Here is a 13,111-nt window from a genome sequence, read left to right as displayed (position 1 = left end):
GGGAGGCGGAGCTTATTTGGGTTTTCCCCTAGCTCCGGGGCGTAACATTTGGCAGCACTCGAATTGCCGCAAGGGCCATCGCGTTGTGTGGCGCGGCGCAGCGCCGTGCTATGTTCGATCCCTATTTTTTTGCTTGCTGTTTTTTCTCCACACTTCCCCATCCGCCGATGACCGATCCCGCCCGATCCCCCTACTCGCTCGCCTGGCGCCTCGCACTGACCGCCGTTTTCCTGCGGCTGGCTTACTCGCTGCTGGTCCAGTCCTACAGCCTGCTCGCCCTGCCACAGCTCGAGCATTTGCGGGAGATGTACAGCCAGCCCCAGTTCCTGGCGCCGCTGCTCGCCCATATCGTCGCAGGCGCGGTGATCGCCGGATTGACCACATGGGGAGCCATGCGCAGTTGGCTGGCGCGCCATGACGCCACGGCGGTGGACGAACCCCGCAAGCTGTACGGCACCTTCATCGCCCTGTTTCTGCTCTACACCCTGGCCGTGGCGGCGGGCATTGCCTTCCTGCAGAACACGCTGATGCGCTTCGCCATGGACAACCGCGACATGCTGCAGGACAAGCTCGGCTTCGGCATGATCGGGCAGTTCCTGGCCCTGAACATCATCACCAAGCTCATCTCCATCGCGCTGGAGATCATCGGCATCTGCGTCATCGTGCGCATTGCCGCCTGGACGGTGCAGCCCGCAGGCCAGGCCGGCGGCCCGGCCTATGAACGGCGCCACGCCGCCTGGGTTACCGGGTTGACCATGCTGGCCTGGCAACTGACCGTTTCAATCTCCTTGGGCAGTTTCCTGCAGATGCAGGCCCCGGGCGCGGGCTGGACGGCGTTTGCGCTGGGCTATCTGGTCCTGCCCGCGGCCCTGCTGGCGCTGTGCGTCCTGGTCTGCCTGAAGACACTGCCGCATCCGATAGGCACGGCCCGCTTTGGACGGGCCGCGGCTCACGGCACCCTCGCATTCTGGCTGGCCCAGGCGCTGGGCATAGGCCTGGGATTCCTGATCGTCCGGGCGATGACCTGGAGCCAATTGATCCGCGCCTCGGAATCGCACGCGGCGGCGGCCATGACGCTGCTGGCCTATGGCGCGCTGCTAGCCTTGGGCTGCGTGATCGGCAGGCTTGCGCTGTATCCCCGCGCCAAGGCCGCCGCGCCGGACAGCTGAACCAGCCTCACCCAAGCAAAAGGCCGCGGGCGAAACGCCCGCGGCCTTTTTTCATGCGCTTGCAGCGCGCGTCAGATCGCCGTGGTGCGGCGCTCCAGCCAGGCCAGCGCCTCGCCTTCGACCAGCGGCGACAGGCGTTCGCGCACGGTCTTGTGATAGTCGTTGAGCCAGGCGATCTCGTCGGCGCGCAGCAGCGAGGGTTCGATGCAGCGCGTATCGATCGGGCACAGCGTCAGCGTTTCAAAGCACAGGAACTCGCCCAGCTCCGACGTCAGCCAGCTGCGGTTGGCGACCAGGTTCTCGATGCGCACGCCCCAGCGGCCCGGACGGTAGATGCCCGGTTCGTTGGAGGTGATCATGCCCGGTTCCATCGCGGTGTGCGGGCCGGGCGCGGCGCGGTAGGAAATGACCTGCGGGCCTTCGTGCACGTTCAGGAAGTAACCCACGCCATGGCCGGTGCCATGGCCGTATTCCGCGCCGCCTTCCCAGATCGGCGCGCGCGCGATGGCGTCCAGCATGGGCGAAGGCGTGCCGCGCGGGAACGAGGCGCGCGACAGCGCGATCATGCCCTTGAGCACCAGCGTGAAGTCCACCTTCTGGTCGGCGCTGGGCGTCCCCACCGCGACCACGCGGGTGATGTCGGTCGTGCCGCCCAGGTACTGGCCGCCCGAGTCGATCAGCAGCAGGCCGTCGCCTTCGATGGTGGCGTGCGATTCCGGGGTGGCGCGGTAGTGCGGCATGGCGCCGTTGGCGTTGAAGCCGGCGATGGTGGCAAAGCTGGGGCAGACATAGGCCGGCCGGCGCGCACGAGCAGCAGTGATCTGCTCATCGATGGTCAGTTCGGTGATGGTTTCCTTGCCCAGCGCGCCTTCGAACCAGGCGAAGAACTCACAGAGCGCGGCGCCGTCCTGCGCCATGGCCAGCCGCACGTTGGCCAGTTCGGCGTCGGTCTTGCGGGACTTCAGCAGCGTGGACGGGTTGATGGCTTCGATGCGCGGCACGGCCGGATCCATGGCATGGAACACGCCGCAGGTCACGCGGGCCGGATCGATCAGCAGCTTCTGATCGAGTTCCAGCGAAGCCAGCGCATCGGCGGCCTGGGCATAGGCGGCCACTTCCACGCCATCGGCCGCCAGCACGGCGCGCAGGGCGTCGTCGATCTTGCCGTCAGCCACGAACAGCGTGGCGTGGTCCAGTCCGACCAGCGCATGGCCGACGAACACCGGGTTGTAGTCCACGTCCGCGCCGCGCAGGTTGAAGAGCCAGGCGATGTCGTCCAGCGTGCTGATGAAATGCACGTCGGCGCCATGCGTGCGCATGGCGGCGCGCACCTGCGCCAGCTTGTCGGCGCGGGCCACGCAGGCCTCGGGCGCCACGTGTTCATAAATGGCGGCGCCAGGCAGTCCGACGCGGTCCGCCCAGACGTCGTCCAGCAGATCCTCGCGGATTTCCAGGACGGCGCCGGCCGAGGCCGCGGCTGCCGACAGGGCGCGGAAGGCGCCCAGGCCCAGCACCTGGCCGTCCACCCCGATGACCTCGCCAGCCTTGGTATTGGCGGCCAGCCAGTCCACATGGCCCGGCGTCGTGGCCAGCGCGATTTTCATCAGCTGCACCCCGGTGCCGGCCAGTTGCGCTTCGGCCTGCACCCAGTAGCGGCTGTCCACCCACAGGCCGGCGAAATCGGCCGTGACCACCAGCGTGCCGACCGAGCCCGTGAAGCCCGACAGCCAGCGCCGCCCCTGCCAGCGCGCGGGCAGGTATTCGGACAGGTGCGGGTCCGAGGACGGAACGACATAGGCGGACAGGCCGCGGCGGCTCATGGCCTGCCGCAATTGGGCGATACGGGCGTCGGTGCTAGACATGGGGGATGGGATCCTTAGCGCAACATGAAAGACATGGCGGCCAGGCTGTTCAGCGTGCGGACGGCGGACTGCATGCTATCCGTGGTGAATCGCAAGGTCACGCCGTCCACGCGTTCCAGCGTGGGCCACATGCAGAACAGGTCGGCCAGGGCCGAGCTCTGCGTCTGCAACCGGCATTCTATAGGGGCGGGAATGCGGAAAGGAACTGCCGCGCCCTTCTTCAGATTGCGCACGGCGGTTTCGGCGGCCGCGGCGATCGCGCGGCGCGAAGCGGCCGGCGACAGGGTCACGCCGCTGCCCTGCCCATGCGCCACCTTGGTCTGCACCCACTCGGCGCCCGGGAAGGTATCGCGGGTTTCCTCGATGAAGGCATCGTCGCCGGTGCCCAGGATGACGGGCACGCCCATCTCGCCCGCCAGCGCGCCGTACAGGCCGGCCTCGCCCAGCTCCATGCCGTTGATGACCACGCGGGCAAACGCGAAGCTGTTGATGGTGTGGGCCAGGACGCCGCGGCCTTGCGAGCGCGAGTGGTAGCCGATCATGAAGACGGCGTCGCAGCCCTCTTCCAGGCCGCCCATCATGCCCAGGTAGCGCGGCTTGCCCAGCACCAGGCGGGCGCGCTCGTCCAGGCCGTCGGGCAGCAGGTTGCGAAAGCCGCCGTGCGAGTCGTTGACCAGGATCTCTTCGGCCCCGCCGGCGATGGCGCCCTGCACGGCCGCATTGGCCTCGGCGGTCATCCAGGCGCGGGCGCGCTCGTATTCGCCGTTGCCGGCGCGGACTTGTTCGGAATGGAAGACGCCAGCGACGCCTTCGATATCGGTGGAAATCAGGATCTTCATGGGATCAGCCTCGGAGGATTTCAGAATTCGGTATCGGACAGCCACTGGCGCCACTGCGGCGCCGCGTCGCGGATCGCGGCGCGCTGGTTGCCGTCGCGCCCCGTCACGCCATCGGCGTGCCACAGCGCGGAAATGATGGCTTGTTCGCAGGCCTCGGCGGCGGCTTCGAACAAGGGGTCGATGCGGGCTTCGTGCAGCATCGCCACCGCAGGCATGGGCTGCTCGGGCAGTTGCGGCACCGTGTAGGCCGTGGAAAACGCCAGCGCGATGTCACCGCTGCCATGGCCGAATACCGAGCCGGTGCGCGCCAGTCCCGCCCCCGCGCGCAGCGACAGGCGGCGCAGCTGGCGCGAGTCCAGCGGCGCGTCGGTGGCCAGCAGCAGAATGATCGAACCCTTCTCGGGCACGATGGCGGCATTCTCGCCCGCCTGGGCCAGGCCGCTGTCCAGCCGCTGCGCCAGCCGGCGGCCGAAAGGCCTGCCCGCCACGGTCAGGTTGGGCAGGCGGCCGAAGTTCGCCAGCACCAGCGCCCCGACCATGTACTGCGGTCCCGCCGGAATGGAGGCCACGCGCGAAGCCGAGCCGATGCCGCCCTTGAACGAAAAGCACGACATGCCCCGGCCAGCGCCGACGGCGCCCTGCTCGAAGGGCTTGTCCGCGGCGGCCAGCGCGTCGGCGTAGTGCGATTCCTGCACCGCCAGCGCCTGGATGTCATTCAGATAGCCATCGTTGCACTCGAAGACCAGCGGATTGACGGTCGCCATGCCACGGCCGATGCCGGGGTTGGCCGCGACCGCGGCTCGGATCTGCGCATTGGCCACCGTGCCCACGCCAAACGTGTTGGTCAGCGCGATGGGCGTTTCCAGCACGCCCAGCTCCTGCACCTGGACCAGGCCTGTGCTCTTGCCGAAGCCGTTCAGCACGGTCGCGGCGGCCGGCACCTTGTCCAGATAGGGATCGCCGCCATGCGGACGCACGACGGTCACGCCGGTCTGCAGCGGGCCGTCGGCCAGCGTATGGTGGCCGACGGTGACCTCGCCCACGTCACAGATCGAATCCAGCGGTCCCGAGGGCAGTACGCCGATGCGGGGAATGTCCAGCGCTTGTTTGTCCATGTTCACTGCGTGTCGCCACGCTCCTGAATGCAAAACGCCGCCGCCCTGGGGCGACGGCGGAAAAATTCGCCCTCCACGCCGGCCCTCCGTGGAGGTCCGGCGGCAGGATTACTTGCGGTCGATCTTGGGATCGAGCGCGTCGCGCAGGCCGTCGCCCAACAGGTTGAAGGCCAACACCGTCAGGAAGATCGCCAGCGCCGGGAAGATCGCCACGTGCGGCGCGATCACCATGTCGGCGCGCGCTTCGTTCAGCATCGCGCCCCACTCCGGCGTGGGAGGCGAAGCGCCCATGCCCAGGAACGACAGGCTGGCCGCGGTGATGATCGAGGTGCCGATACGCATCGTGCCATACACCACGATGGGCGAGATCGTGCCGGGCAGGATGTGGCGCATGATGATGGTCCAGTCGGACGCGCCCACGCTCTTGACGGCCTCGACGTAGGTCATCTGCTTGATCGACAGGGTGTTGCCGCGCACCAGGCGGGCAAACGCCGGCACGCTGAACACGGCCACGGCCACGATCACGTTGATCATGCTGGAGCCCAGGATGGCGACCACGCCGATGGCCAGCAGCATGCCGGGGAACGCCAGCAGCACGTCGGAGATGCGCATCGTGATGCGTTCCCACCAGCCTTCGTAGTAGCCCGCCATCAGGCCCATGAAGGTGCCGACGATGGCGCCCATGGCGACCGACAGGAAGCCCGCGGCCAGCGAAATGCGCGCGCCCATGATGATGCGGCTGAAGATGTCGCGGCCCAGCGAGTCCACGCCCAGCCAATGGGTGGTGGAAGGCCCGGCGTTCAGGGCCTCGTAGTCGAAGAAGTTCTCCGCGTCGAACGGCACGATCCACGGCGCGAAGATCGCGACCACGACGAGCAGCAGGACGAAGATGCCCGCGCCGACGGCGAGCTTCTGCTTCTTGAATTTGCGCCAGAACTCGGTGGCGGGCGTGCGCACGTCGCTCTTGGGAGCGGCTGCGATGGTCGCGGCGGGTGTCGTATTGCTCATGGCCGCCTCACTTGTAACGGATGCTGGGATTGATGACGCCATAGAGCACGTCGACAATCAGGTTGATCAGGATGAATTCCAGCGAGAACAGCAGCACCAGGCCCTGGATCACCGGATAGTCGCGCTGGGTCACGGCGTCCACCAGCAGGCGGCCGAGGCCGGGCCAGTTGAACACGGTCTCGACCACGATGGAGCCGCCCAGCAGGAAGCCGAACTGCAGGCCCATCATCGTGACGACCGGAATCAGCGCGTTGCGCAGCGCGTGCTTGATCACGACGCGGCGCTCGGTCAGGCCCTTGGCGCGGGCGGTCCGCACGAAGTCTTCCTGGATGACTTCCACGAAGGAAGCGCGGGTGAAACGCGCCATCACGGCGGCCACCGCGGCGCCCAGCGTGATCGACGGAAGTATGTAGTGTTGCCAGGTCGAGGCGCCCACGGTAGGCAGCCAGCCCAGATTCACGGAGAAAACCTGCATCAGCATCATGCCCAGCGCGAACGCGGGGAACGAGATGCCGGACACCGCCAGCGTCATGCCGAGACGGTCGGGCCAGCGATTGCGCCATACCGCCGACACGATCCCGATGATCATGCCGAAGGTCACTGACCACACCATGCTGGCGAGCGTGAGCCACAGGGTAGGCATGAAACGGTCGGCGATTTCGGTCGAGACGGGGCGCTTGGTACGCAAGGAGGTACCCAGGTCGCCTTGCAGCATGTGGCTGAAGTAGCGCACGAACTGCTGCGGCAGGGGCAGATCCAGTCCCAGTTCCTTGCGCACGAGTTCGACGGTTTGCTGGTCGGCCTCCTGGCCCGCGGCCAGTCGCGCCGGGTCGCCCGGAAGCATGTGCACAAACAGGAACACGACCACGGCTACCAGCAGCAGCGTGGGGATCATGCCCAGAAGACGTTTGACGATGTAGGTCAGCATTGAAATTCCTGCAACATCGGCGGGGACACCGCGCCCCCGCCGTATGTGGCCTTACAGGGGCGCGCAGGCCCCGAGAGTTACTGCCAGGTTTACTGCTTCAGGTCGATGTCGCCGAACCAGAACGAGGTGTCCGGCTCAACGTACACGCCCGACAGGTTCTTCGACTTCACGTACAGGTTGTTCTGGGTCACCAGGAAGGCCCAGGGGGCGTCCTTCCAGATGGTTTCCTGAACGTTCTTGTAGATTTCGGTCTTCTTGGCACGGTCGGTCGTGGCCAGGGCTTGCTGGATGCCGTCGTCCACCGACTTGTTCGAGTAGTACGACACGTTGTTGAGCACCGGCGGGAACGCGGCGGTGGTCAGCAGCGGACGCAGGCCCCAGTCGGCTTCGCCGGTCGAGGACGACCAGCCGGCGTAGTACATGCGGACCTTGGCGTCCTCAGGCTTCTGCACCTGTTGGACGCGCTGCACGCGCTGGCCCGATTCCAGCACTTCCACCGACACCTTGATGCCGACTTGCGCCAGTTGCTGCTGCAGGAACTGAACCACCTTCACCGAGGTGCCGTCGTTATAGGCGGACCACAGCTGGCTTTCGAAGCCGTTGGGGTAGCCGGCTTCGGCCAGCAGGGCCTTGGCCTTCTTGATGTCGTAGGGCCACGGGCCGGTCTTGTGGGCGAAGTCCACGCCTTGCGGCACGACGCCGTCGACGATGGTGGCGTAGCCCGAGAAAGCGACCTTGGCCAGGGCTTCCTTGTTGATGGCGTAGTTGATGGCTTCACGCACCTTGACGTTATCGAACGGCTTTTGCTGCGTGTTCATCGACAGGTAGCGCGCCATGATCGAGTTCTGGTGGTCGACCACGTCCAGCTTGTCGTTCTTCTTCAGCACGGCGGCTTGCTCGAACGGCACCGGGAAGGCGAATTGCGCCTCGCCCGTCTGCACCACGGCGGCGCGCGTGTTGTTGTCCGTCACGGTGCGGAAGGTCAGGGTGTCGACCTTGGGGTAGCCCTTCTTCCAGTAACCGTCGAACTTCTTGACCTTCAGGTACTCGGCCGGCTTCCATTCGACGAATTCGAAGGGACCGGTGCCCACGGGGTGGAAACCGATTTCCTTGCCGTACTTGGCCAGCGCGGCGGGCGAGATCATCATGGCGGCCGGGTGGGCCAGCGCGTTGATGAAGGCCGAGAACGGCTTCTTCAGCGTGATCTTGATGGTCATCGGGTCGACCACTTCGGTCTTTTCGATGACGCTGAACTGGATGTAGCGCGACAGGCGGTTGTCCGGATTGGCCGGGCGGTCGAAGTTGATCTTGACGGCTTCGGCGTTGAAATCGGTGCCGTCATGGAACTTCACGCCGGGACGCAGCGTGAACGTGTAGACCAGGCCGTCTTCGCTGACGGTGTAGTCGGTGGCCAGCACCTTCTGGACCTTCAGGTCCTTGTCGAATTCGAACAGGCCTTCGTAGTAGGCCTTGCCGGCCGCCTGGTTCAGCGTGCTGTTGGTGTTGTACGGATCGAGCGTTTCCAGCGCGATGGAGACGGCGAACGTCACGTCCTTGGCGGCATGCGCCAGCGGCGAAGCAAGCACGCCGAAGGCCAGCGCGGCGGCGGCCATCAGTTTGGTGGGGCGCAGAACTTTCATCATTGCAACTCCTGGTTCCAAAAAGGAATTAGGGGGTTTGGTGGAAGAAAAACAAGTACGACAACTGACTCAATACGCTCCGCCGACCGGGTGCCGGGCGACGAAGTGATCCGTTCCGACCTGCACCAGCGGCTGCACCACCGGCTCGTCGCCGAGCTTGCGGATGGGGCTGGGGATTTCGTCGGACAACAGCGTGCGCTTCATGTGGCGGCGGGCCGGATCGGCGATCGGCACGGCGGACATCAGCTTCTTGGTGTAAGGGTGCTGCGGATTCTCGAAAATGGCGCGGCGCGGGCCGATCTCGACGATCTGGCCCAGGTACATGACGGCCACGCGGTGGCTGACGCGCTCGACCACGGCCATGTCGTGCGAAATGAACAGGAAGGAAATGCCCATGTCGCGCTGCAGGTCGATCAGCAGGTTCACGATCTGCGCCTGGATCGACACGTCCAGCGCCGACACCGATTCGTCGGCGATCACGACCTTGGGGTTCAGGGCCAGGGCGCGCGCAATGCAGATGCGCTGGCGCTGGCCGCCCGAGAATTCGTGCGGATAGCGCTGCGCCATTTCCGCCGGCAGGCCCACGCGCTCCAGCAGCTCGGCCACGCGGCGCTCGGCATCGCGGCCGCGGGCCACGCCGTGCACCAGCAGCGGCTCCATGATGGAGAAGCCGACCGTCACGCGCGGGTCCAGCGAGGCGAACGGGTCCTGGAACACGAACTGGATATCGCGGCGCAGGGACTGCAGCTCATTGTTCTTCAAGCGCACGATGTCGCGGCCGCCGAACTTGATCTCGCCGCCCTGGCTGTCGACCAGGCGCAGCAGCGAACGGCCGGTGGTGGACTTGCCGCAACCGGACTCGCCCACCAGCGACAGCGTTTCGCCGGGGAACAGGTCGAAGCTGACCTGCTCCACCGCATGCACGCGGCGCTGCACGCGGCTCATGATGCCGCCGCGCAGGTCGAAGCGGGTGACCAGCTTGCGCACGCTCAGGATGGGTTCGCGCTTGGCGTCCGGCGCGGTGGGCGCGCTGACGGCAGCCGCCTCGGGCTGGGCCTGGCCTTCGGCCTGCAGCAGCGGGAAACGCGCGGGCAGGTCGGTGCCCTGCATGGCGCCCAGCTTCGGCACGGCCGACAGCAGCGCCTTGGTGTAGCGGTGCTGCGGCGTAGCGAACACCTGCTCGGACGGGCCTTCCTCGACCTTGTCGCCGCGGTACATGACCAGCACGCGGTCGGCCACTTCCGCGACCACGCCCATGTCGTGGGTGATGAACACCACGCCCATGTGCATTTCTTCCTGCAGCTGGCGGATCAGTTGCAGGATCTGCGCCTGGATGGTGACGTCCAGCGCCGTGGTGGGTTCGTCAGCGATCAGCAGCGCCGGCTTGCAGGCCAGCGCCATGGCGATCATCACGCGTTGGCGCATGCCGCCCGACAATTGGTGCGGATAGCGGTCCAGCACCGACTTGGCTTCCGGAATGCGCACCTGCTCCAGCATGCGCAGCGCCTCGGCGCGAGCGGCCGCGGCGTCCTTGCCCTGGTGCTGGCGGATCGATTCGGCGATCTGGTCGCCGGCGGTGAAGACCGGATTCAGCGAGGTCATCGGCTCCTGGAAGATCATGGCCATGTCCGCGCCGCGCACATTGCGCATGACACGTTGGCTGGATCCGGCCAGGTCGATCACGGAGCCGTTGCGCCGCCGCAGGGCCATGCTGCCCTGGGCGATGCGCCCGCCGCCGTGCTCCACCAGACGCATGAGCGCCAGGGACGTCACCGATTTGCCCGAACCCGATTCGCCCACGATGGCCAGGGTCTCGCCCCGGTCCACATGGAACGACAGATTGCGCACGGCTTCGACCGTGCGCTCCGATCCCACGAAGCGCACCGTCAGGTCGTCGACCTGGACCACGCGGTTTTCCGGCAGCGCCAGGCTGTTTGCGCGATCAACCATCTCTTTTGATTCCCCAAATACTGAAAAAACGAACCCGCCGCCGCTTATCGGTAGATAGCGGTGACCGGCTTCTCGCCGACGCGGGCGTAACCCCGATACATGCCTTCCGTGTTGAACGGCAAGGCCACATTGCCCTGGGCGTCGACGGCCACCAGGCCGCCCTTGCCTTCGATGGTGGGCAGCTTTTCATGCACGACGCGGTCGGCGGCCGCTTCCAGCGACGCGCCGCAATATTCCATCTGGGCCGCCACGTCATAGGCGGCGACCATGCGGATGAACATTTCGCCGGTGCCCGTGGTGGACACCGCGCAGGTCTTGTTGCTGGCATAGGTGCCGGCGCCGATCAGCGGCGCGTCGCCCACGCGGCCGACCTGCTTGTTGGTGATGCCGCCGGTCGAAGTGGCCGCGGCCAGGTTGCCCTGGGCATCCACCGCCACCGCGCCCACCGTGCCGAACTTCTTGTCCGCGTCCAGCGGATCGGCCGGCGCCGGCTGGCCGCGCGCGACCAGGGCCTGGCCGTCGTGGTCCAGCACCGCCGCTTCCGGCGTTTCGCGCTGCACGCGCAGCAGCTGTTCGCGGCGGGCCTCGGTGGAGAAGTAGGAAGGATCGACCAGCTCCACGCCTTCTTCCTTGGCAAAGGCTTCGGCGCCCTCGCCCACGAAGAACACGTGCTTGCTGTTTTCCATGACCTTGCGCGCGGCGAAGATCGGGTTGCGCACGCGGTGCACGCCGGCGATCGCGCCCGAGCGCAACGTGGCGCCGTCCATGATGGCGGCGTCCAGCTCATGGGTGGCGGCGCTGGTGAACACGGCGCCATGGCCGGCGTTGAACAGCGGACAGTCTTCCAGCAGGCGGACGGCCTCGGTCACGGCGTCCAGGGCGCTGCCGCCCCGGGCCAGCACGGCCTGGCCGGCGGTCAGGATGGATTCCAGCGCGCTCAGGTACTCCTGTTCTTTTTCGGGCGACATGGCCGCGCGGGACATCGCGCCGGCGCCACCGTGAATCGCGATCACGGGTTGAATCATCGTTTACCTACTCCATGGATGAGCCACGGCATGACGGACTGGGTCACCCCAGCGGCGGCCGCGACGGAATTCTTGGCCCGATAGGCCACCGCCGACGACAGGGCTTCGATCAGCCCCAGCGCGGCGGTTTCGGAATTGGGAATCAGCTGGCGCGCGGAATACGCGTACAGCACCACGGAAGCCGTGGGCGCCAGCGGGGACGTGGGTTTGTCGGTCAGCACCAGCACCGGCACGCCAGCCTGCTTGGCCGCGCCAGCCAGCGTCACCGTGTCGGCCAGGTAGCGCGGAAAGGCGATGGCGATCACCAGGTCCTTGGCCGTCATGCGCGCCATCTGGCGCGCCGCATTCGACACGCCGCCGGGACCGGCCAGCGATTCGACGGAATGCAGGTGCATGCACAGGCCGCGCTGCAGCAGGCCGGCCAGGAAGCCGCTGGCGCCGAAGCCGATGATGAAAACGCGCTCCGCGGCCAGGATGGCCTCCACCGCACGCTCGCAGGCGCCGGCGTCCAACGACTGCAGATTGCGCTGGGCGTTGCGGATGTCTTCTTCCAGCGTGGCGGCGAAGATCTGCACGGCGCTGGCGGAATGCGCCAACTCGGTGCGCAGCTTTTCCACCGGTTCCAGCGCGGCCTCGAAACCGCGCGCCAACTCGGCGCGGAACTGCGGATAGCCCGGCAGGTCCAGGGCGCGCGCAAAGCGGTTGGCAGTCGCCACCGACACCCCCACCGCCGCGGCGAACTCGTCGATGGTCATGGTGGCGACGCGGAACTGGTGCGCCAGCACGTACTCGGCCATCTTGTGCTGGGTACGGCTCAGCGCGGGCTGGGCCCGGGCGATCCGGTCAGCAATCGTGAGTGCGGCCTTGGTCATCGATTTGGAGGGAGGTGTAGCGGAGGTTTATGTAAATCTGTTTACAGGCAAATTTTAGATAAGAAAATAGATTTTCATACTAAGGGTATACCCGTGAATATATGTAACAGTGCATCAAATAAAACGGGGCCGGTTTGCGTTACGCTAAGGCCCGCCCCGATGGGCGCCTTTACACCGGGCGCCAACGACGGGGCGCCCTGCTCCCACGCCACACCGGATTGACGCCATGCCCGATTGGATCTGCAAGCCGCACCAGGAACTGACCGTGACCGAGATCTACGCGATCCTGCGGCTGCGAACGGAAGTCTTCGTCATTGAACAGAATTGCGTCTTCCAGGACATGGACGGCAAGGATCTGATCGGCCAGACCTCGCACCTGATGGCCTGGCAGGACGGCAAGCTCGCCGCCTATTGCCGCATCCTGGATCCGTCGCTGAAGGACGGCCAGATCGAGATCGGACGCGTCATCACCGCCCCCTGGACGCGCGGCCAGGGCCTGGGCCACGAGCTGATCCGCCACGCGATGCAGGAAGTGCGCCTGCGCTGGCCCGGCCGCGCCATGTACCTGGGCGCGCAGGCCCGCCTGCGCAACTACTACGGCGGACACGGCTTCGTGCAGGTCACCGAGGAGTACATCGAGGACGGCATCCCGCACGTGGGGATGCGGCTGGACGAAGCAGCATGAAAAAACGCCCCGAAGGGG

The 13,111-nt window shown here is 66.5% G+C and carries 11 protein-coding genes; 2 read left to right on the top strand and 9 right to left on the bottom strand.

Translation table 11 applies throughout. The annotated features are described in order from the left end of the window. The first annotated feature begins 167 nt into the window (after nt 1–167). Entirely contained in the window at nt 168–1,169 is a 1,002-nt protein-coding gene (locus tag BRO63_RS07330; protein WP_088139091.1) for a hypothetical protein, read from the top strand. A gap of 71 nt (nt 1,170–1,240) precedes the next feature. Here BRO63_RS07330 and BRO63_RS07325 read toward each other — a convergent pair whose 3' ends face one another. The 9 genes from BRO63_RS07325 to BRO63_RS07285 form a co-directional block, all read right to left on the bottom strand. Further along, the gene (locus BRO63_RS07325; protein WP_088139090.1) at nt 1,241–3,031 is read right to left on the bottom strand and encodes an aminopeptidase P family protein; all 1,791 of its coding nucleotides are present in this window, start codon (nt 3,029–3,031) and stop codon (nt 1,241–1,243) included. Between the two features lie 14 nt (nt 3,032–3,045). Continuing rightward, the gene (locus BRO63_RS07320) at nt 3,046–3,870 is read right to left on the bottom strand and encodes a M55 family metallopeptidase (protein WP_088139089.1); all 825 of its coding nucleotides are present in this window, start codon (nt 3,868–3,870) and stop codon (nt 3,046–3,048) included. A gap of 20 nt (nt 3,871–3,890) precedes the next feature. Next, nucleotides 3,891–4,985: a DmpA family aminopeptidase gene (locus tag BRO63_RS07315; RefSeq protein ID WP_088139088.1), complete on the bottom strand. Its 1,095-nt coding sequence runs from the start codon at nt 4,983–4,985 to the stop codon at nt 3,891–3,893. Between the two features lie 108 nt (nt 4,986–5,093). Next, on the bottom strand, nt 5,094–5,993 hold the full coding sequence (gene gsiD / locus BRO63_RS07310) for a glutathione ABC transporter permease GsiD (RefSeq protein ID WP_088139087.1): 900 nt from the start codon (nt 5,991–5,993) through the stop codon (nt 5,094–5,096). Nucleotides 5,994–6,000: 7 nt separating this feature from the next. After that, the gene (gene gsiC / locus BRO63_RS07305; protein ID WP_013392281.1) at nt 6,001–6,921 is read right to left on the bottom strand and encodes a glutathione ABC transporter permease GsiC; all 921 of its coding nucleotides are present in this window, start codon (nt 6,919–6,921) and stop codon (nt 6,001–6,003) included. 89 nt (nt 6,922–7,010) lie between these two features. Further along, nucleotides 7,011–8,564: a glutathione ABC transporter substrate-binding protein GsiB gene (gene gsiB, locus BRO63_RS07300; RefSeq protein ID WP_088139086.1), complete on the bottom strand. Its 1,554-nt coding sequence runs from the start codon at nt 8,562–8,564 to the stop codon at nt 7,011–7,013. A 66-nt stretch (nt 8,565–8,630) separates the two neighbouring features. Continuing rightward, nucleotides 8,631–10,511: a dipeptide ABC transporter ATP-binding protein gene (locus tag BRO63_RS07295; protein WP_088139085.1), complete on the bottom strand. Its 1,881-nt coding sequence runs from the start codon at nt 10,509–10,511 to the stop codon at nt 8,631–8,633. A 44-nt stretch (nt 10,512–10,555) separates the two neighbouring features. Continuing rightward, a complete protein-coding gene (locus tag BRO63_RS07290) occupies nt 10,556–11,536 on the bottom strand; it encodes an isoaspartyl peptidase/L-asparaginase family protein (protein WP_088139084.1) in 981 nt (326 codons plus the stop codon). Next, a complete protein-coding gene (locus BRO63_RS07285) occupies nt 11,533–12,408 on the bottom strand; it encodes a MurR/RpiR family transcriptional regulator (protein WP_088139083.1) in 876 nt (291 codons plus the stop codon). The genes BRO63_RS07290 and BRO63_RS07285 overlap by 4 nt, the downstream gene beginning before the upstream one ends. A gap of 226 nt (nt 12,409–12,634) precedes the next feature. On the opposite strand from BRO63_RS07285, the gene BRO63_RS07280 reads away from it, so the two are divergent. Beyond that, nucleotides 12,635–13,093, top strand: coding sequence for a GNAT family N-acetyltransferase (locus BRO63_RS07280; RefSeq protein WP_088139082.1), 459 nt, complete (start codon nt 12,635–12,637; stop codon nt 13,091–13,093). The last annotated feature ends 18 nt before the right edge of the window (nt 13,094–13,111 follow it).

It is taken from the genome of Achromobacter xylosoxidans (assembly GCF_002192695.1).
Classification (GTDB): Bacteria; Pseudomonadota; Gammaproteobacteria; order Burkholderiales; family Burkholderiaceae_B; genus Achromobacter; species Achromobacter xylosoxidans_C.
This window is presented reverse-complemented; position numbering and strand designations above follow the sequence as displayed.

What these genes read in the sequence shown, in the direction of transcription:
- BRO63_RS07330 (WP_088139091.1), top strand. Translation starts at nt 168, where the DNA reads ATGACCGATCCCGCCCGATCCCCCTACTCGCTCGCCTGGCGCCTCGCA.
- BRO63_RS07325 (WP_088139090.1), bottom strand. Translation starts at nt 3,031, where the DNA reads ATGTCTAGCACCGACGCCCGTATCGCCCAATTGCGGCAGGCCATGAGC.
- BRO63_RS07320 (WP_088139089.1), bottom strand. Translation starts at nt 3,870, where the DNA reads ATGAAGATCCTGATTTCCACCGATATCGAAGGCGTCGCTGGCGTCTTC.
- BRO63_RS07315 (WP_088139088.1), bottom strand. Translation starts at nt 4,985, where the DNA reads ATGGACAAACAAGCGCTGGACATTCCCCGCATCGGCGTACTGCCCTCG.
- gsiD (WP_088139087.1), bottom strand. Translation starts at nt 5,993, where the DNA reads ATGAGCAATACGACACCCGCCGCGACCATCGCAGCCGCTCCCAAGAGC.
- gsiC (WP_013392281.1), bottom strand. Translation starts at nt 6,921, where the DNA reads ATGCTGACCTACATCGTCAAACGTCTTCTGGGCATGATCCCCACGCTG.
- gsiB (WP_088139086.1), bottom strand. Translation starts at nt 8,564, where the DNA reads ATGATGAAAGTTCTGCGCCCCACCAAACTGATGGCCGCCGCCGCGCTG.
- BRO63_RS07295 (WP_088139085.1), bottom strand. Translation starts at nt 10,511, where the DNA reads ATGGTTGATCGCGCAAACAGCCTGGCGCTGCCGGAAAACCGCGTGGTC.
- BRO63_RS07290 (WP_088139084.1), bottom strand. Translation starts at nt 11,536, where the DNA reads ATGATTCAACCCGTGATCGCGATTCACGGTGGCGCCGGCGCGATGTCC.
- BRO63_RS07285 (WP_088139083.1), bottom strand. Translation starts at nt 12,408, where the DNA reads ATGACCAAGGCCGCACTCACGATTGCTGACCGGATCGCCCGGGCCCAG.
- BRO63_RS07280 (WP_088139082.1), top strand. Translation starts at nt 12,635, where the DNA reads ATGCCCGATTGGATCTGCAAGCCGCACCAGGAACTGACCGTGACCGAG.